This is a genomic window from Synechococcus sp. Cruz-7E5 (assembly GCF_024345995.1).
GTDB lineage: Bacteria > Cyanobacteriota > Cyanobacteriia > PCC-6307 > Cyanobiaceae > Regnicoccus_A.
Window position 1 is genome coordinate 1 of record NZ_JAGQCE010000020.1, and the last position, 18,943, is coordinate 18,943.

At 67.8% G+C, this 18,943-nt stretch carries 19 protein-coding genes; 6 read left to right on the forward strand and 13 right to left on the reverse strand.

Going from position 1 to position 18,943, the window contains the following annotated elements:
* Positions 1–289: 289 nt before the first annotated feature.
* Complete coding sequence (locus tag KBY77_RS16840) at positions 290–595, reverse strand: hypothetical protein (RefSeq protein ID WP_399213038.1); 306 nt, start codon at positions 593–595, stop codon at positions 290–292.
* An 8-nt stretch (positions 596–603) separates the two neighbouring features.
* On the opposite strand from KBY77_RS16840, the gene KBY77_RS15290 reads away from it, so the two are divergent.
* Positions 604–3,342: an HAD-IC family P-type ATPase gene (locus tag KBY77_RS15290; protein ID WP_255106304.1), complete on the forward strand. Its 2,739-nt coding sequence runs from the start codon at positions 604–606 to the stop codon at positions 3,340–3,342.
* Here KBY77_RS15290 and ligA read toward each other — a convergent pair.
* Positions 3,339–5,444, reverse strand: coding sequence for an NAD-dependent DNA ligase LigA (ligA, locus tag KBY77_RS15295; RefSeq protein ID WP_255106306.1), 2,106 nt, complete (start codon positions 5,442–5,444; stop codon positions 3,339–3,341). The genes KBY77_RS15290 and ligA overlap by 4 nt on opposite strands.
* Positions 5,445–5,464: 20 nt before the next feature.
* Complete coding sequence (locus KBY77_RS15300) at positions 5,465–5,887, reverse strand: hypothetical protein (RefSeq protein WP_094556178.1); 423 nt, start codon at positions 5,885–5,887, stop codon at positions 5,465–5,467.
* A gap of 104 nt (positions 5,888–5,991) precedes the next feature.
* Here KBY77_RS15300 and KBY77_RS15305 point away from each other — a divergent pair, with 104 nt between their 5' ends.
* The 4 genes from KBY77_RS15305 to KBY77_RS15320 are packed head-to-tail and all read left to right on the forward strand — an operon-like array spanning position 5,992 to position 7,885.
* Positions 5,992–6,534 (forward strand): SprT family zinc-dependent metalloprotease, encoded by a 543-nt coding sequence (locus tag KBY77_RS15305; protein ID WP_255106308.1) that lies wholly within the window; start codon positions 5,992–5,994, stop codon positions 6,532–6,534.
* Between the two features lie 24 nt (positions 6,535–6,558).
* Positions 6,559–6,693, forward strand: coding sequence for a hypothetical protein (locus tag KBY77_RS15310; RefSeq protein WP_255106310.1), 135 nt, complete (start codon positions 6,559–6,561; stop codon positions 6,691–6,693).
* Between the two features lie 50 nt (positions 6,694–6,743).
* On the forward strand, positions 6,744–7,322 hold the full coding sequence (locus KBY77_RS15315; RefSeq protein ID WP_255106312.1) for a hypothetical protein: 579 nt from the start codon (positions 6,744–6,746) through the stop codon (positions 7,320–7,322).
* Between the two features lie 41 nt (positions 7,323–7,363).
* Complete coding sequence (locus tag KBY77_RS15320) at positions 7,364–7,885, forward strand: DUF1269 domain-containing protein (protein ID WP_255106314.1); 522 nt, start codon at positions 7,364–7,366, stop codon at positions 7,883–7,885.
* A 26-nt stretch (positions 7,886–7,911) separates the two neighbouring features.
* Here the strand turns inward: KBY77_RS15320 and KBY77_RS15325 are convergent, their stop codons facing one another.
* The 9 genes from KBY77_RS15325 to KBY77_RS15365 form a co-directional block, all read right to left on the reverse strand.
* Positions 7,912–8,451, reverse strand: a complete 540-nt coding sequence (locus KBY77_RS15325) for a hypothetical protein (RefSeq protein ID WP_255106317.1) — start codon at positions 8,449–8,451, stop codon at positions 7,912–7,914.
* 91 nt (positions 8,452–8,542) lie between these two features.
* The gene (locus KBY77_RS15330; RefSeq protein WP_255106320.1) at positions 8,543–9,178 is read right to left on the reverse strand and encodes a chorismate lyase; all 636 of its coding nucleotides are present in this window, start codon (positions 9,176–9,178) and stop codon (positions 8,543–8,545) included.
* Positions 9,179–9,280: 102 nt separating this feature from the next.
* Positions 9,281–10,249, reverse strand: a complete 969-nt coding sequence (locus tag KBY77_RS15335; RefSeq protein WP_255106323.1) for a hypothetical protein — start codon at positions 10,247–10,249, stop codon at positions 9,281–9,283.
* Between the two features lie 11 nt (positions 10,250–10,260).
* Complete coding sequence (gene mnmG, locus KBY77_RS15340) at positions 10,261–12,249, reverse strand: tRNA uridine-5-carboxymethylaminomethyl(34) synthesis enzyme MnmG (protein ID WP_255106325.1); 1,989 nt, start codon at positions 12,247–12,249, stop codon at positions 10,261–10,263.
* A 4-nt stretch (positions 12,250–12,253) separates the two neighbouring features.
* Positions 12,254–13,069, reverse strand: coding sequence for a sterol desaturase family protein (locus KBY77_RS15345; protein ID WP_255106350.1), 816 nt, complete (start codon positions 13,067–13,069; stop codon positions 12,254–12,256).
* Positions 13,070–13,281: 212 nt separating this feature from the next.
* Positions 13,282–13,866, reverse strand: coding sequence for a hypothetical protein (locus KBY77_RS15350; RefSeq protein WP_255106359.1), 585 nt, complete (start codon positions 13,864–13,866; stop codon positions 13,282–13,284).
* Positions 13,867–13,917: 51 nt separating this feature from the next.
* Complete coding sequence (gene dnaB, locus KBY77_RS15355; RefSeq protein ID WP_255106362.1) at positions 13,918–15,384, reverse strand: replicative DNA helicase; 1,467 nt, start codon at positions 15,382–15,384, stop codon at positions 13,918–13,920.
* Positions 15,385–15,497: 113 nt separating this feature from the next.
* Positions 15,498–15,956 (reverse strand): 50S ribosomal protein L9, encoded by a 459-nt coding sequence (gene rplI / locus KBY77_RS15360; protein ID WP_094556144.1) that lies wholly within the window; start codon positions 15,954–15,956, stop codon positions 15,498–15,500.
* A 78-nt stretch (positions 15,957–16,034) separates the two neighbouring features.
* Entirely contained in the window at positions 16,035–16,997 is a 963-nt protein-coding gene (locus KBY77_RS15365; protein WP_255106365.1) for a fatty acid desaturase, read from the reverse strand.
* Between the two features lie 56 nt (positions 16,998–17,053).
* Here KBY77_RS15365 and KBY77_RS15370 point away from each other — a divergent pair, with 56 nt between their 5' ends.
* Positions 17,054–17,815 carry a hypothetical protein gene (locus KBY77_RS15370; protein WP_255106368.1) on the forward strand — a complete coding sequence of 254 codons (762 nt, stop codon included), beginning with the start codon at positions 17,054–17,056 and terminating at the stop codon, positions 17,813–17,815.
* On the opposite strand, the gene KBY77_RS15375 is transcribed toward KBY77_RS15370, so the two are convergent.
* Positions 17,785–18,708, reverse strand: coding sequence for an acyl-CoA desaturase (locus KBY77_RS15375; protein WP_399213055.1), 924 nt, complete (start codon positions 18,706–18,708; stop codon positions 17,785–17,787). The two genes, KBY77_RS15370 and KBY77_RS15375, sit on opposite strands and share 31 nt — an antisense overlap.
* Positions 18,709–18,943 lie beyond the last annotated feature (235 nt).

An 18,943-nucleotide genomic window follows, 5' to 3' on the forward strand; every position in this document is an offset into this window, starting at 1 on the left:
ACTGGCCGGGATCCGCTCCTCGATCGAGACGTAGGAGAACAGTGAGCCGCTGCGCTCCTGCTGACCTCGCATCACGGCTGTGCGGTTGCCCCATTTTCGCAGGGTGGGCGGGTTTTTCAGCAAACTCTTAGGGGCTGACTCCAGCTCTGAGTCAGAAGGAGATCGCCACGATCAGCGGCCTGGTCAGGGGAACAACCTCTCAGATTCTCACCCGCTCGCGGGACGCTGGAGGAGTGCTCTGCCGGACTGCGGATCAACGTTCTCAAACCGTTGCGCAGGAGCGGACTGATCAGCTCTTGAGTGCTGTGGTCTCCGGCTGATTCCAGTCGCGGAGGGCGGCGATCAGTACGAAACAGGCCGGCCTCAGAGGTGCTTTGCCACCGCTGCGGCCGGCCTGTTCGGCGTACTTGGCCCGGCCGCACTCGGTCTTGATCCAACGGGGAGTCTGGCCTGGTGATCTGGAGCCCGGGATGTCCATGGTGGGTCCCCTGAGGTGCCGCTCACCGCGGCCGATACGTCCACCCTGGCGGCTCTGCTGGCGGCGGTGGGCCCGGAGCGATCTGTCTAGGTTGCGGCTATCGCTGTCCCATCCCACGGAGGGCCATGCCGCCTGCCACCCCCGCTGCGCCGCGCACCACTCTGGAGGCTTGCGAGCAGCCCCATTCCCAGGCTGCCGAGGCGGTGCTGAGCCAGTGGGGCAGCAACCCTGATGGCGGCCTCGGTGCCGCCGAGGTGGCCCACCGCCACGAGCGCCACGGCTGGAACGAACTGCCGGAGGTGGCCGGCCAGCCGGCCTTTCTGAAGCTGCTGCTGCAGTTTCACCAGCCCCTGATTTACATCCTGCTGGCAGCGGGCCTGGTCAAGGCCCTGCTGGCCGCCTGGACCAACGCCCTGGTGATCTGGGCGGTGGCGGTGATCAATGCCGTGATCGGTTATGTGCAGGAAGCCCGCGCCGAAGGGGCGATCGCCGCCCTGGCCCGCTCGGTGAGCACCGACACCACCGTGCTGCGCGATGGCCAGACCCTGACCATCCCCTCCCGGGAGCTGGTGCCCGGGGATGTGGTGCTGCTTGCGGCCGGTGACAAGGTGCCGGCCGATCTGCGCCTGCTGGCGTTGCGCGACCTGCAGATCGACGAGTCGGGGCTCACCGGCGAATCCCTGCCGGTGGCCAAGGACCCCGCCCCCATGCCGGCCGACACCCCCCTGGCCGATCGGCTGTGCATGGCCTATGCCGGCAGCTTCGTGACCTTCGGGCAGGGCCGGGGTGTGGTGGTGGCCACCGGTGAGGCCAGCGAGATGGGGGAGATCTCCCGCTCGCTGCAGAAGCGGGTGACGCTGAGCACCCCGCTCACCCGCCGCTTCGCCAGCTTCAGCAGGGTGCTGCTGTATTTCATCCTGGCGGTGGCGGCCCTCACCCTGGCCATCGGCCTGGGCCGCGGCCAGCCCTTCGCCGAGGTGTTCGAGGCGGCCGTGGCCCTGGCGGTGAGCGCCATCCCGGAGGGCCTGCCGGCGGTGGTCACGATCACCCTGGCCATCGGCGTGAACCGCATGGCCGCCCGCCACGCGATCATCCGCAAGCTGCCGGCCGTGGAGGCCCTGGGCAGCGCCACGGTGGTGTGCTCCGACAAGACCGGCACCCTCACCGAAAACCAGATGACGGTGCAGGTGGTGGTGGCTGGTGGCGTGAGCTACCAGGTGAGCGGCACCGGCTACAGCCCCCACGGCGATCTCCTCGATGGCGCCGGCGCCGTGGTGGATCCCCTGCCGCCGGCGCTGGAGCAGGTGCTGCGCTGCGGTGTGCTCTGCAACGACTCCCGCCTCAGGCAGCAGCACGGCGCCTGGACCATCGAGGGAGACCCCACCGAGGCGGCCCTGCTGGCGGCCGCCGAGAAGGGTGGTCTCACCCGGGCTGGGTTGGAGTCGGGCTTCCCGAGGCTTGATGCAATTCCCTTCGCCTCCGAATACCAGTACATGGCCAGCCTCCACGACGGCGAGGAGCGGTTGATGCAGGTGAAGGGATCGGTGGAGGCGCTGCTGCCACGCTGCCGCGGCATGCTCGCCGCCGATGGCGCAGTGGTGCCCCTCGATGCCGAGGCCATCCATCGCCGGGTGGATGGCCTGGCCGGGGAGGGGCTGCGGCTGATCGCCTTTGCATCGCGGGTGTTGCCCCATCACCGCCACGACCTCGACCATGCCGATCTCGACGGCGAGCTGGTGTTCCTGGGGCTCCAGGGCATGCTCGATCCGCCACGGCCGGAGGCGATCCGTGCCGTGGAGGCCTGCCAGCGGGCCGGCATCTCGGTGCGCATGATCACCGGCGATCACGCCGCCACCGCCGCCGCCATCGCCGCCCGCATGGGTATCGGCTCCGCCGGCGCCCAGGAACTGCGGGCCTACACCGGCAGGGAACTGGAGGCCATGGATGATGTCGCCTTTGCCCTGGCGGCCAGTGATGGCAAGGTGTTTGCCCGGGTGGCGCCGGCCCAGAAGTTGAAGTTGGTGGAGGCGCTGCAGGCCGGCGGCAACGTGGTGGCGATGACCGGCGATGGCGTCAACGACGCTCCGGCCCTGCGCCAGGCCGACATCGGCATCGCCATGGGCAAGGGCGGAACCGAGGTGGCCCGCGAGGCCTCCGACATGTTGCTCACCGACGACAACTTTGCCTCGATCGAGGCGGCGGTGGAGGAGGGGCGCACGGTGTACCGCAACCTGCGCAAGGCGATCGCCTTCCTGCTGGCAGTGAACGGTGGTGAGTCGATGACGATCCTGATCAGCGCCCTGCTGGCAAGAGATATGCCGATCCTGGCCCTGCAGGTGCTCTGGCTCAACATGATCAACTCGATCACGATGACGGTGCCGTTGTCGTTCGAGCCCAAGGCGCCCGACACGATGACCCAGCTGCCGCGGGATCCCAAAGAACCGCTGATCACGCCCCGGCTCCTTCGGCGCATCCTGGTGGTGTCCGCCTTCAACTGGGTGCTGATCTTCGGGGTGTTCGAGTGGGTTCGGATCGGCGGCGGCAGCCTCGAGTTGGCCCGCACGGCGGCGATTCAGGCCCTCGTTGCAGCCCGGATCATCTACTTGCTCAGCATTAGCCAGCTGGGCCGCAGCCTGGCGCTGCGGCTGTGGGATCCCTCCACCCACATAGCCCTAGCGCCCCAGCTGCTGCTGGGCGTGGGCCTGGCGGTGTTGTTGCAGGTGGTGTTCAGCCAGTGGGGGCCGATGAATGCGCTGTTCAGCACTGCGCCGATCGGCGGCCCGGAGCTGCTGATGTGCTCCCTGGCGATGGTGGCGATGCTGCCGGTGGCCTGGCTGGCCAACCATCTCGATCCCGACGCCTAAGCGCCCAGAAGCCCCAGTAACCCCGCTTCATCCAGCACCGGCACCCCCAGGCTTTCGGCCTTTGCCAGCTTGCTGCCGGCTTCCTCACCGGCCACGAGGTAGCTCGTCTTCTTGCTCACGGATCCGGTCACCTTGCCGCCGGCCGCTTCGATCAGCGCCTGGGCCTGGCTGCGGCTGAGGCTTGGAAGGGTTCCCGTGAGCACGAAGGTGTGGCCGGTGAGCGCTGAGCGACCATCGACGCCCGTGGCCTCCACGCCGCCGTTCGCACTGGCCGCCAGCTCCCCTTCGCCGGCGGCCATGGAGAAGCCCAGCTGCTTGAGCTGGTCCAGCAACCCCTGGTTGGAGGGGGTGGCGAACCACTGGCGCAGGGATTCAGCGATCTCCCCGCCGATGCCGAACACCGCCGTGATCGCCTCCGGCTTCTCCGCCGCGGCGACGCGCAGGTCGTCGGCCGATGGGAACACCCGCGCCAGCAGCTTGGCGTTCACCGCCCCCACATGGTGGATGCCGAGGCCGTAGAGCTGGCGATGCCAGGCCTGCTGCTTCGAGGCCTCCAGGGCCGCCACCAGATTCGCCGCCGACTTCTCCCCCATCCGCTCCAGGCTGGCGAGCAGGGCCGCATCGAGGCGGTAGAGATCGGCGATCGAGGCCACCAGGCCCCGGTCCACCAGCTGTTCAATCAGTTTGCCGCCGAGGCCGTCCACATCCAGGGCCCCCTTGCTCACCCAGTGGCGCAGCGAGCCGCGCAGGATCGCCGGGCAGCTGCTGTTCACGCAGCGGGTGGCGGCCTCACCCACCTCCCGCACCAGCGTTGAACCGCATTCAGGGCAGGTGTGGGGTAGCTGCAGCGGCGCGGCTCCCGGCGGCCGCAGTTCGCTCAGCACCTTCACCACCTCCGGGATGATCTCGCCGGCCTTGCGGACCACCACCGTGTCGCCGGCATGGAGATCGAGCTCCTCGAGCCGGTCGGCGTTGTGCAGCGTGGCGCGGCTCACCGTGGTGCCGGCCAGGGGCACCGGCTCGAATTCGGCCACCGGTGTCACCACCCCGGTTCGCCCCACCTGGGCCACCAGGCGCAGCAGCTTGCTTGGCGCCTCCTCGGCGGCGTACTTGAGCGCGATCGCCCAGCGCGGTGCCTTCTGGGTGAAGCCGGCATCGGCCTGCAGGCGCAGGTCGTCGAGCTTCACCACCACCCCGTCGGTGGCATAGGGGAGCTGCGCCCGCCGCGTCTCCCAGACGCTGAAGAAGGCCTCCACAGCCGCCAGATCGGGGCAGAGGTCGGCATTGGGATTCACCCGGAAGCCGGCGGCGGCCAGCCAGGCCAGCGATTCCCACTGACTGCGGGGCCGCGCTGGATCGGCCCCGACCGGACTCCAGTCGTCCGGCAGGTGGAGCGTGTAGGCGAAGAAATCGAGCCGCCGGCTGGCCACCACGCCCGGATCGAGCTGGCGCAGGGTGCCGGCGCAGGCATTGCGAGGGTTGGCGAACAGGGGTTCACCGCGGGCCTCCCGTTCGGCATTGATCGCCGCGAAGGTGCCGTCGGGGATGAAGGCCTCGCCGCGCACTTCCACCCATGCCGGCGGCCGCTCCAGCTGCAGCCGCAGCGGCACGGCCTGGATCGTGCGCACGTTGGCGGTGATCTCCTCGCCGCGCTCACCGTCGCCGCGGGTGGCGGCCCGCACCAGCACCCCCTGCTCATAGCTGAGCGCCAGGGCGTTGCCGTCGATCTTCAGCTCCCCAACCATCGGCAGGCGCGGCAGGGGCTCGCCGGCCTCCGGGGTACGGTCCAGGACCTTCAGCAGCCGGGCAAACCAGGCTTCGAGCTCTTGGCTGGAGAAGGCGTTGTCGAGGCTGAGCAGCGGGATTCGGTGTTCAACGCTGCGGAAGCCGTCGGCTGGCGCGCCACCCACCCTCTGGGTGGGGCTGTCGGGACTGGCCAGCTCCGGATGGGCCACCTCGAGATCGAGCAGCTCCCGGTAGAGCCGGTCGTAGACCGGATCCTCCAGCTCCGGGGCGTCGAGCACGTAGTAGGCGTGAGCGGCACGGTTGAGCATCCGACGGAGCTCCTCGGCCCGGCTCGACTCGGCGGCGGTGGGCGGCATGGCAGGCCGGCGCCCCGGTCTCAGGCCGCAGCCAGTTTCTGGATCCGCTCCACCCGCCAGTTTTCTTCCACCTTCACGAAGGTGAAATCCAGGGGCAGTTCATCCTTGGCTTCGGATTTGAGCTTCACGGTGAGGATGATCTGGCCCTCCTGCAGCCGGGGCCGGCCCGATTTGAGGTTGCGATACTTGTTGAGCTGCAGGCCCGCCAGGAAGCGGATGAACTGCTGCCGGTTCACGTGCGAGCGGTAGTTCTTGGTGGTGAGCAGATAGGCGCCGTCGATCTGGCCCGAGGCCACCTGGGTGAAGAACTGCTTGAGCAGGGGGTTGATGCCGCGGGCGCTGATCACCAGGCGCACCGCGGTGTAGGTCCAGTAGAGGAGCAGGGCGGTCGCTCCGGCCAGCAGGGCCTTGGTGCCGATCGTTTGGGCCAGACCCCAGTCCATCGTCTGCATGCGCACGTTCAGGTTGGAGAGTCTGACCGACGGCCCCGCCACCTCGGTGGCGAACCCTGCACACTGGGCGCACGGTTGAGCCACCCGTCTGCGGCATGCCCCTGGCGCCCCTGCTGCCCCTGTTCCATCGCCTCGACCGGGAACACTTCGGCGGCGCCCTGGCTCCTGGAGGCCGCGCCCTGCTGGATCTGCGCTGGAGCGACGGGCGCATGAGCCGCACCGCCGGTCTCTACCGCCGCGGCCGCCGACGTGATGGCTCCAGCCTGTGCGAGATCGTGCTCTCCCGGCCGGTGCTGGCGCCCCTGCCCGCCAGCGCCACCCTGGGCACCCTCTGCCACGAGATGATCCACGCCTGGATCGACCGGGTCTTGCAGGCGTCTGAGGTGCATGGTCCCCACTTCCGCGCGGCCATGGCCCGGATCAACGCCGCCCAGGGGGAGTTCAGGGTGAGCCTGCGCCACCACTACCCGCTGCCGCTGGCATCCGCCCCCTGGATCGCCCGTTGCCCCTGCTGCGGTGTCAGTGCGGCCTACCGTCGCCGGGTGCGGGGCCTGGCCTGCCGGCTCTGCTGCGAGCGGCTGCATGGCGGCCGCTGGGATGCCAGCTGTGCCCTGGTGTTCGAAGCGCGTGCGACCTAGGGTTCCGGCAACCGGCTGGGGCCCTTGGATCTGTTTCTTTGGGTGCTGCAGGGAGGGGGACTCTCGATCGCCCTGCTGGGCCTGGGGCGAGAGCGCTGGATGCGGGCCCACCGCCTGGGGCTGTCTGATTCGTGTGCGCGGCCGATCGTCGGCCGTTGAGTGGCCGTTAAGGTCGGATTACATCGATTGCGATGGCACACGCGAGGGCCATGAACGGTTCGGGTGATCCTCCCCGCCGGGGACGCCGCCGCAGCGGCGGTTCTCTGGATCAATGGATGTCGGCGGGCCGGCAACTGGTCGATGGAGTGGCAGGGGCTCGCCCAGGCTCGCGTCCCCAGGTCCGTGGAGCCGAGCGTCGAGCCGGTGGCCGCCCGGGCCTGGAGGGTCTGGGCCGCTGGGTGGAGAACCGCATCGACTGGTTCCTTGAAGGCGACGACGATTGGCCGGAGCCCTGGCAGGAGCGGGCTGAGATCCCGGAACGCAGGAGGCCACCGCTGAACTCAGACGTGGCGCCCTGGCAACTCCAGAGCGAGCGTCAACCGACATCGCCATCGCAACCGCAACCCCAGCCGCCGGCCCGGGCTTCGGCGCCTGTGGAAGGAACCCGCCGTCCCCTGGAGGCCATCTCCCGCCGCACTGCACCCCTGCTGCCTCCGTCCCGGGGTCAGTCCTCCGTTCAGTTGCCGCCAGTGCAGCTCGAGCCGCCACCGCAGCCGCAGACCAGCGGGGAGATCCCCCCTGGAGCCCGTCCTCTGCCTCGCTCCAGCCGGCGGCCCCGGCGTGAATGAAGCCCTAGCCTGAGCCCCAGTCCCGACATTCCCCAGCGTCCATGAGCAACCTGATCGTGGTGGGTTTTCCCAAGGTTGATGAGGCAGAAGCCGTGCGCAAGGAGCTGGTTGCCATCCAGCAGGAACATCTGATCTCCCTCGAAGACGCCGTGGTGGTGGAGCGTGATGCCGATGGCCAGGTGCAACTGCGTCAGGCTGTCAACCTCACCGCCGCTGGCGCCCTGGGCGGTGGTTTCTGGGGGTCGTTGGTGGGGCTGCTGTTCCTCAATCCCCTGCTCGGTGCCGCAGTCGGCGCCGGCATGGGTGCGGCTTCAGGGGCGCTCAGCGATCTGGGCATCAACGACGGCTTCCTGCGGGAGCTCGGTGAAACCTTGCCCAAGGGCAGTGCCGCTCTCTGCCTGCTGGTGCGCGATGCCACACCTGATCGCGTGGTTGAGCGCCTGCGCAGCTTCGCGCCCCACGCCAAGTTGCTGCGCACCAGCCTCAGCCACACTGATGAGGCCCAGCTCAACGAGCTGCTGGAGAACAGCCGCAAACAGGCCGAAGCCCTGCGCCTGGGCTGAGCGCCCCGGAGCAGGACGCTCAACGCTCAGTGGCTATGGCGCACCCTGCTGCGGCCAGGTGCCATCTGGCTGTGGTGCTGGGCGGTCTGCTGGGGCCTGGAGGGATGGTTTCTCACCTGGAAGTCCCAGCCTTTGTCCTGCAGCTGACGGTTCACGGCCCCCACCAGCTCATGGGGAAGATCTTCCGCCATCTGCTCGGCGGAGGTGATGATTGAGGGGGAGCCCTGCTTCAGGGCCCAGAGCAGTTCCGCCCACTGCTCCACCAGGGTGGGCTGAACGACCTGCCGTTGAGAGTCACCCTCAAGGACGGCAGCGCAGCCGCTCTGCTGCCAGAGGGTGGCACGACCCCTTTGCAGGCCCTGGCCACTGGCCCGCGCCAGACCCAGTTGCAGTGCCCGCTCGGTGGGGCGGCCATCAAGCTGGCGCAGCCCGGCCTGAATCAGCTGGCGGCCGCAGCTCACGGCTGAAAGGCCGAGGGAGCGCCCCAGGTCAGTGAGGGAGATCCAGCGATCCCCGGATTCGTCGGGGCCGTGCCCGCCTGTGGTCCCAGGCATGGTGGTCGTCATCGTTGAAGAGGTGAAACCGATGCCGCCATCCTGTTCAGATTGCCCGAAAGCGCAAGTTGTCAAGTGGAAACCGCCACAGGTTGCGACGATTTCATAAAACTTTATGGAGATCTGCATCGGGCTGGCTGGGGCCGAGCCAGCGCTCCAGTGCTGGTGAGAACACTTCCCGGATCACCGTGAGTTCCCGTCCCTGCCTGAAAAAGCGGTAGTGGCGGCTCCAGAAGGGACCCTTGGCGGCGAATCCCCGCTCCAACCAGTCGGCGTTCACCTGGGCCAGTCCGTCCACTTCCCGAAACAGTTCGGCCCGCTCACTGGTTAGGCTCAACCAGATGGGCTGCTGCCGGTCGCGCAGAGACTCTTCGGCCTCCGCCTGATTCCACCAGCTCTCGGCCCAGGCCAGGGCCTGGCCGTTGCAGCGCAGCCACACCTGCCGCAGCAGCAGGGGTGGGACCAGCTCCGCCACCTCGGCGGGCCGAGTCTGGGCGGTATCAGGGCCTGGTCCTGGGCGCCGGAGCTCCTGCTCTGGCCCCATGGCGATCAGATCGATCGTGACCGGCCTGCCGGTGAGCAGGTGCAGGTGGCGGGTGGGACTGCCGTCGCCCAGGAGCAGCAGTTTCCAGGCGCCGCTGAGCTGGGCTCCGGCCCGGGCGTTGAGCACCTCGCTGATCGGGGCTTCCCAGAGCGGTGTCGGGGAGACCGATGGCCTGGTGAGCAGGGAGTCAGCCATCAGGCTCAGCTCGGTTATTCAGGCTAAGGAGGTCCGAGAGGGCAACGGGAAGACGATCCAGGAGCCTTACCTACTACGTGGGGCTAGCCGGGAGCCTGACCCTCAGAAGCCTCCGCTGATGCTCACCCGTTGCTGCTGGCCGTTGCGCTCAATCACCACGGAGTTGCCGTTGGCCGAGCGCAGGCGCCAACCGGTGGAGCCGATCGCCTCCCCCACTGCTGCGCTGGTTGAGCTGCCGCCCATCTGGAAGATGGCGGAGCCACTCTGGCCAGGTACCTGTACGACCCCCACCAGCTCGGGGGAGCCACTCTCCGCTCCAGCACCGCCGCCATCATCTGACGGACCGGAACCGCTGGCTGCTCCAGCTGTCGGCATGGCGGGGGCTGGTGGAGCCCTCCGCGTGATCGTGCCACTGACTGGAACCCGCAGCGGGGCTGCGGATGAGGCACGGGAGGTGCTCTCCAGCGGCTCCAGTTCCTGCACCCAGGCTTCCTCCGGCGGCGGCGGCGGCAGGCCGTTGATGGCGCCATCGACAGCTTCGCCTGGAGGCTGGGAGGTGGCGGCGGCCGTGGTTCCAGGCTCGGCAGCCCCCAGGGGGCCCACCGAGCGCAACCGCTCCAGCAGTTGCAGGGTGCGCTCCTGTTGAAGGGCGATGCTCGCCTGGGTCCAGCCCCGCCACACCAGCAGGGTGCTGCCGGCCCCCAGCACCGACAGGAGCGCCATCGCTATCAGCATTGGCCGTTGCTGCTGGGGCCGTACCGCTGCCGAAGAGGGGGCTGTGGAGCTTCGGCCCCTTGCCACGGATCGGCTTCCAGGCCTGGCTGCCTGCCGCAAGCGCGGTGGTGCGTCGTGCACCACCACATCGATGGGTGCGGGATCGCAGCCAGGCTCCATGGCCAGGTTCGGCTCCGGCTGGTGCGGGTCGCGGCTGTAGCCCTCCAGGGTCAACCGCTCCCCAGAGCGGATCCCCAGGGTAGGCAGACCGGAGGAAAACACGCGGTCCATCACCTGCTCGGCCTTCAGCTCCCAGAACGCGCGGGAGGAGGAGATGGGACGCGGATCACCGCCCATGGCCGATGGGCTCAGGAGTCAAGTCCGGTGAGTGTACCGGCGGTTTGCTGATCGGACAATCGTTCCTGCTGGGACCCGCGGCGCCGGCGCAGCTCCAGCCACAGCAGCAGGGCGGTGGTATCCGCCGGGCTCACTCCAGGGATGCGGGAGGCCTGCCCGAGATTGAGCGGTTGCACGGCGGCGAGCTTCTCGCGGGCTTCCTTGGAGAGGGTGGCGATGTTGGTGTAATCGATTCCCCCCGGGATTGGCCTCTGGTCCTGCTTGCGCACCTGATCGATCTGTTGTTGCTGGCGGGCCAGGTAGCCGCTGTATTTGAGGTCGATCTCCGCACCCTCACGCACCCCATTCGGCAAGCTGGCCTCCGCCAGGCCCAGCTCCACCAGATCATTGCTGTGGAAGCCGGAACGGCGCAGCAGATCAGCGAGTGTGATCGATCCCTTGATAGGCGCGCCCGAGCGAGCCTCCACCTCAGGCGCCACCGGGTCACTGACCTTGAGCCGCACTGTCTCGAGGCGCTGCTTTTCGGCGGCGATGGCGGTCTGCTTGGCCTCGAACAACCCCCAGCGGCGGTCGTCGATCAAGCCCAGCTCACGGCCCAGCGGGGTGAGGCGTCGGTCGGCATTGTCACCGCGCAGCACCAGGCGGTATTCACTGCGGCTGGTGAGTACCCGGTAGGGCTCACGCAGGTCCTTGGTGACCAGGTCATCGATCAGGGTGCCGATGTAGCTGCCTTCCCGGGGGAAATGCACCGGTTCCTGGCCCCGCAGCAGCCGGGCGGCGTTGAGGCCGGCCACCAGCCCCTGGGCGGCGGCCTCCTCGTAGCCGGTGGTGCCATTGAGCTGGCCGGCGCTGAACAGACCGCGAACCCGCTTGGTCATCAGCGAGGGCAGGCACTGGGTGGCAGGTAGGTAGTCGTACTCGACTGCGTAGGCCGGACGCAGCATCACGCAGTGCTCCAGGCCGGGCAGGGTGCGCAGCAGCTCCAGCTGCAGCCGCTCCGGCAGGCCGGTGGAGAAGCCCTGGATATAGAGCTCAGGGGTGTCGCGCCCCTCTGGCTCCAGGAAGATCTGGTGGCTCTCCTTGTCTGTGAAGCGGACGATCTTGTCTTCGATCGAGGGGCAGTAACGCGGGCCCTTGCTGTCGATGAAGCCGCCGTAGATGGGGGTGAGGTGGAGGTTGTCGCGGATGAGCTGGTGGGTGGCGGCGGTGGTGCGGGTGAGATGGCAGGCCATCGGCTCACTGCTCACCCAGGCGGCAGGATCGAAGGAGAAGAAACGGCCATCGGCGTCGCTGGGCTGCTCTTCGAGCTGATCGAGGCGGACGCTGCGGCGATCCACCCGGGCTGGGGTGCCGGTCTTGAGGCGGTCGGTGTGGAAGCCGAGGGCCTGCAGCGCTTCGGTGAGCCCTTCAGCGGCCTGCTCGCCGGCTCGGCCGGCGCTCATCGACTGGTTGCCCACCCAGATCTGGCCCCCCAGGAAGGTGCCGGCAGTGAGGATCACGGCCGGCGCGGCATAGACGCTTCCGAAATAGGTGCGCACGCCGGTGATCCGGCCCACCGCTCCATGTCCTGGCTGGCTGGGGTCGTCTCCCTCCAGCTCCACCTCCAGCCCCGTGACCATCGCCTCGCGCAGCTGCAGGTTGGGCGTGTGCTGAAGCAGCTGCAGCATCTGGCGGGCGTACTGGCGCTTGTCGGTCTGGGCGCGCAGGGCCCAGACGGCCGGGCCGCGGCTGGCGTTGAGCACACGCTTCTGCAGGGTGGTGGCATCGGCGAGGCGGCCGATCACCCCGCCGAGGGCATCCACTTCATGCACCAGCTGGCTCTTGGCCGGACCACCTACCGCCGGGTTGCAGGGTTGCCAGGCGATGCGATCGATGTTGAGGCTGAACAGGGCCGTGGAGATCCCCAGCCGCGCCGCGGTGAGCGCCGCCTCGCAGCCGGCATGGCCGCCGCCGACCACGATCAGCTCGAATGTTTCGCTGGGGGCTGCACTGAGGGCCATCAGGTCAATGTATGGCGCTCAGATCGTTGGAGGGCTCCATGGCGGCGTCGTAGCTGGAATCTTCGGTGCCGCCGATCCGGTCCCAGAGCGTGAAGTAGAGCCCGAAGTGCACACCTGGGTGGCGATGGTGCAGCGAATGGTGGGCAGGTCCGATCACCCAGCGGCCCAGCCAGTGGTGGGGGAAGCCGCTGGGCAGACGGTCAAGGCCGAGGTGATTGACGATCGCCCAGATCGTCATGGTGCTCAGCACCGCCATCAGGGTGATCAGGTGCAGCGGCACCAGCATCACCAGGAGCACCAGCACCAGCGCCTGCAGGATGGCTTCAGGGGGATCGAAGGCGAAGGAGGTCCAGGGGGTGGGCTGGCGCGTGCGGTGGTGACCGTGGTGGCACCAGGGGTAGAGCCAGCGGTGGTGGATGAGACGATGAGTGGCGTAGTAGATCCCGTCCTGAAGGATCAGCACGGCGCCGTAGCTAAAAGCGAGGTACCACCAGCCGTAGGTGTCAGGCCTGGCATAGAGGCGGGTGAGCCCATGGCTCTGGAGCGCGAGCACGGTGACGGTGGCCAGAGCGAACACGGCGGCGGAGAGCACCGAAAGGCTGATGTCGGCGCCGATGCCATTGGAGTCGTTGTGCTTCAGACGTTGTGTGGATCCGGAAGATGTCGCGGGGGAGCGGGCATACAGCCACCACCAGGATCCACCGGCCAGCAGAAAGTAGCGGGCCAGGATGATACCGAAGAAAACAAGTCCGTAGAACACGAAGGAGTGATCACCGAGTGAACGGATCACTGTTTCGGTGTCGATCTGAGCGATCGGCATGGACTGGTTGTCCCATCGGCGGCATGAACCCCCAGCCTAGAGACCCTGCACCTCACCAGCCTGCGCATCACAGCTTCGACCAGGCTTGGATCTGGATCTGTTCGCCGGAGACTTTGGCTATCTGCCGCTGGACCCTGGTGCGCGCAGCCTTCTGTTTGAGCGCTGGCGTCCGGCTTGGCCGCGCCGCAGCTGAACCACGGCTGAATGTCTGCTCAGAAGCCGATCCGGATGCGCCGGTGCTCCAGCTGATTGATCACGTTGGCCTCCACTTTCCCCTGCACGGTGGCTCCCACGTCGCCACGCACGGTTGCCCCCACATCACCAGCCACCTGGGCGTTCACCGTGCCTCTGACCTCTGCTGTGACCGGGGTGTTGACTGTTGCTTCGACGGGACCCCTGACGGCGACGCCGATGCCTCGGCCCAGCTCCGGCACGTTCACGGCCAGAGGAGAGGCCACAGCGATCGGCTCCGCCACCGTCACCTTCGCGGTGATCGGAATTGTTTTGATCGGAGCGGTCCGGATCGGTGCCGTGATCTCCTCGACCACCAACGGCGACTGAATCGAGCCCAGATCCACCTGACCTGACACCGGCAACGGGCTCTTCATCACCAGTTCGATCTTGATCGGCTCCTGCAGGATCCTGCCCAGGGAGACTGCCCCGATTCCCACAGCGGCCACCACAGCGATGGGCCAGCGCAGGGCCAGCACCCAGCCCATCAGGGCCGGCGAAGGCCCGTGAGGGCCCGCTCCTCCTTCGCTTTGGAGGCTGGACTGGCTGGCTGGGGGCTCGCTCATCGGATGCGGGGGCGTTGGACCCATGTTGATGGGGCTGCGGGCGAGTGAGGGTCAGGGCGCCGCCAGGTTGCGGAAGCGGGTGAACTGGGGCTCGAACAGCAGCTTCACGGTGCCCACAGGGCCGTTGCGGTGCTTGGTGACGATCACTTCGGTGATGCCGCGATCGGCCGTTTCCGGGTTGTAGTACTCGTCCCGGTAGATCATCAGCACCAGGTCGGCGTCCTGCTCGATCGAGCCCGACTCGCGCAGATCGCTGAGCATCGGCCGCTTGTTGGTGCGGCTCTCCACGCCGCGGCTGAGCTGGGAAAGGGCAATCACCGGCACGTGCAGCTCCCGGGCCATGCCCTTGAGGCCGCGGGTGATGCGAGAGAGCTCCTGCACCCGGTTGTCGGGGGTGGATCCCTCCATCAACTGCAGGTAGTCGATCACGATCAGACCCAGTTCCTTGCCCTGCTCCGCCATCAGCCGGCGGCAGAGGGAGCGCATCTCCAGCACACCGGCATTGGGCTTGTCGTCGATGAACAGGGGCAGCTGGCCGAGGGTGTTGATGCCCTGGCCCAGCAACGGCCATTCCTCCTGCTGCAGCCGTCCGGTGCGCAGCCGGCCGCTCTCGATGCCCACCTCCATCGACAGCAGCCGGTAGGTGAGCTGCTCCTTGCTCATCTCCAGGGAGAACACACAGACCGGCAGCTGGTGGATCTGGGCCACGTTCTTGGCGATGTTGAGCACGATCGAGGTTTTGCCCATCGCCGGCCGGCCCGCCACGATGATCAGATCGCTGCGCTGCAGTCCCTGGGTGATGGCATCGAGGTCGTAGAAGTTCACCGGGATGCCCGCCACCGAGGTGCCGAGGGACCGGCTCTCGATTTCGTTGAAGGTGCTGGTGAGGATCTCGGCGGTGGGGGTGAGCCCTACGGAAGGTTTCTCCTGGCTGATCGCGAAGATCTGCTGCTCAGCCTCATCGAGCACCTGCTCCATCGGCTTGGCCTGATCGAAGCCGAGCTTGATCACCTCGTTGCCTGAGCGGATCAGCTGCCGGCGCAGGTATTTGTCCATCACCAGGCGGGCCACCTGGTCGATCGAGGCGGTACTGAGCGTGCGCTCCACCAGCTCCACCAGCCGATTGCTGCCGCCCACCTTGTCCAGCTGACCGGTGTCGGCCAGCCAGGCGGCCATGGCGGTGAGATCGGTGGGTTTGCCCTGGCTGTGCAGCATCAGGGCGGTGCGGTAGATCTCCCGGTGGGCATTCAGGTAGAAGGCTTCGGGCCGCAGCACGTCGGCGATGCGGCCGAGGGCGTCGGGGTCGAGCAGGATGCCGCCCAGCACGGCCTCCTCCGCCTCCAGGTTCTGGGGCGGCACCTGATCGGGCAGGGCCTCGAAGCGAGCCTCGTCCTGGTCCCGGCCGCGGCGGCGAAAGGCTGGTGTCAGAGCGGCGGCGGCAGCTGCCTGGTCGCTGCGCTCGCCAGCCGGCCCCCACTCGGGACCGCCATCAGGGGCCGGCAGGGGAACACTCACCATGGGCTGAGGCTAGGTCCAGGCTGGGAGAGCGGCGATGGGTGCGGGCGCCAAGAAAAACGCCGGCCCAACAAGGACCGACGTCGAAAGGTCTGAAGGTGCGAGCCGGAACGTTGTCAGTGGCTGACCACTTCCAGATTGATCTCGGCGGTTACCTCGGGATGGAGCTTGACCTGCACCTTGTAGGAGCCGGTGCGGTGGATTTCGGGTACCGCGATGTCGCGGCGGTCGAGTTCCTTTTTGGTGGCTGCTTCGATCGCTTCGGCCACATCGCCGTTGGTTACGGTTCCGAAGAGCACGTCGTCGCCGCCGGTCTGTTTTTTGACGGTGAAGCGGCCGATGGTGGTCAAGGCCGTGCGGAAGGCTTCAGCCTCCTGCTTCAGGGCTGCCTGGCGCTCGGCCTCCTTGGCGCGGCGGTGCTCCACCTGGCGCAGCACGGCTGGCGTGACAGCAACTGCCTTGCTCTGGGGCAGGAGGAAGTTGCGGGCATAACCGGGAGCCACCTCCACCAGGTCACCCTGTTTACCGAGGCTGTAAACGTCCTCGCTGAGGACGACGGAGACGCGCTTGGCCATGGAAACAGAACGGCGGGAACGAGGGATCGGGCAGGAGCCGTCGGCGTGACGGCCTGCATCCTGAGGCGATCAGCGATCCTAGATCACAGCTTGCGATGGCCTGGCAGCGGCCGCGGGCAGACGCACCTGGGTGGCCAGGCCCAGGGCTCGCAGCAGGCGGATGTGCTGCCAGGTGAGGTCGAACTGGCGGGCTCCGAAGCCGTGGCGGGCCGAATGGGGGAAGGCATGGTGGTTGTTGTGCCAGCCCTCACCGAAGGTGAGCGCCGCCACCCAGGGGTTGTTGCGCGACTGGTCGCCGCTCTGATGGGTCACGCTGCCCCAGCAATGGGTGGCGGAGTTCACCAGCCATGTGCAGTGGTAAAGCACCACCAGGCGCAGGGGGATGCCCCAAAGCACCAGGGCCCAGCCGCCGGCGCCGGTGGCCGTGCCGATCCAGAACAGCAGCAGGCCCACCGGGATCTGCAGCAGCAGGAAGTTGGTGTTCAGCCAGCGGTAGTAGGGATCGCGCTGCAGATCGCCGGTCAGGCGGGGCACGGCGGCCATGGCCGGAATCTCCTCGAACATCCAGCCCATGTGGCTCCACCAGAAGCCCCTGTGGCTGTTGTGGTGGTCGGCGTCGGTGTCGGAGAACTTGTGGTGGTGGCGGTGCAGGCCGGCCCAGTCGATCGGACCGTGCTGGCAGCTGAGGGCGCCGCAGGTGGCGAAGAATCGCTCCAGCCACTGGGGCACCCGCAGGGCCCGGTGGGCCAGCAGACGGTGGTACCCCAGGGTGACCCCCAGACAGCCGGTGACCCAATAGAGCACCAGCAGGCTCACCGCGGCCGGCAGGCTCCAGAACTGGGGCAGCAGGGCCACCAGTGCCAGCACGTGGACCACGGCCATGAAGCCGATCGTGGCCCAGCGGGTGCCCTTGGGCGCCTCAGGTGCTGGTTGGCCGGGCCGGGGCCGGTGCAGGGCGCGGGCCTGCTTCAGTGCCGCGGCAGCCGGTGCCAGGCGTGCCACGCCGGATGGGCGGGTGGCGGGTTGAGGGGTGACCGTCATGCGGGGGGCGACTCCTGATCGTTCCTTAGAATGGTAGCAGTACGAATCCAGATCAGGTGGGATATCAGGCAGAAATCGAATCAGGACGCGAAGCTTTTTCGTATCTGATCAGGGCCTGGCATGAGCGCAACGGCTGGTCTCACCGGGTGCTGCCCGGCCTGGCCGAGGTGCTGGATCTGGGCCGGATCCACAACTCCCAGGTCTCGATGCTGCGCAACCGCAAGCTCGCCTCCCCCGGCCCTGAGGTGTTCCTGGCCCTTGGTCGCATCAATCAATGGATGGCCGCCCCCGGCGGGGTTCAGGCTGGCCTCCTGGCCGGCCATCCCGATCTGATTGAGGCCCTGGGCCAGGGGGGGCGGCCCCTGCTCAGTGACAACGGGGTGCCGCTGGGGCCCGGTGATCTGCTCGAAATTTTTGTGGGCCTGGTTCCTCCACCGCGGGCCTTCGATCTGCGCATTGCCGAAGAGGAGGCCGCGGGCCTCAGCTTCGCTCTGGCGGACCTGCTCTGCGCCGGGCGGCCCTGGCGGCTCTGCCGCGACCAGGTGCTGGCTGCCTATCCAGTGGCCAAGGCCCAGCGCAGGGAGCGCTTCGCGGCGGTGATGAGCGGCCAGCGTGATTACAGCGCCAGCGAGCTCGACGCCGAGCTGATGGACCTGCACCGAACCCTGGAGGGGCTGGGGGTGGCGGCCGAGCAGGAGATCAGCGCCGACCGCTTCCTGGATGTCCTCCGCCAGAAAGCCCGCCTGCAGCAGCAGGCGGGCCTTGAGGATCTGGCAGCAGCCATCCGTCAGGAGCTGGTGGCCGATGGCAGTGGCTGACCCAGATGGGCCTCCCGGATTCGTTTGGCCAGCCCCAGGGCGCGCAGCACCTTGATGTGCTGCCAGGTCATGTCGAACTCGAACCAGCGCAGACCGTGGCGTGCACTGGCTGGATGGGCATGGTGGTTGTTGTGCCAGCCCTCTCCGAAGGAGAGAATCGCAACCCACCAGCAGTTACGCGAAAGATCAGGACTGTCGAAGTTGCGATAGCCGAAAGCGTGGGTGGCGCTGTTGACCAGCCAGGTGACGTGATAGACGATCGCCAGGCGCAGGGGAATGCCCCAGAGCACCAGCCCCAGTCCGCCACCAGGAACGCCGGCCCGCTCGCCATACCACCAGAGGGCAGCACCGAGGGGCACCTGCAAAAGCAGAAACCAGCGGTCGAGCCAGCGGTAGAAGGGATCGCGCTGCAGATCACCGGTGAAGCGAGACATCTGGCGCACGGCCGGAATGTCGTGAAGCATCCAATCACTGTGGCTCCACCACAGGCCACGGCCAGCGTCGTGGTGGTCGTTGGGCTGGTCGGAATATTTGTGGTGATGGCGGTGCAGCCCCACCCACTCGATCGGTCCGCTCTGGCAGGCCAGACTGCCCATCAGCACCAGTGTGCGCTCGAGCCATTTCGGCGCCACGAAGCTGCGGTGGGCCAGCAGGCGGTGCAGCCCCAGCGTCACGCCCAGAACCGTGGTCCAGTAGAGGACTGCCAGCACCACCACGGCCTGCCAGCTCCAGAAGCGGGGCAACAGGGCGAAAACGGCACCGACGTGAATCGCCAGCATGAAACTGGTGGTGCCGAACTTGTACTTGCGCTGGCTGGGCGGCAGGGGCTGACGACGGCCGCTCACCGAAGCGCGGATGGCGGCGTCCTGATGTTCGGCGGCGTGGCCACGCAGGGCCTGGCCCGCAGGCCCGACCTGGGGCAAAGCGGATGCTGGATCTGAAGCGGCAACCAAATGAACACTCGCGATGGTGGCGCAGGCTCGAGTCCTTCATCTCCCCTGCGGCGGGCTATCCCGTTGCAGGGAACCCATCAGGCTGAGGTGCGACCTTGACCTGGGATGTCGGCTGTTATGTAGCCGATGCATCGAACAGAAATCTAGCGGCGTGGGGGAAGCCCCAAGGCAGCAT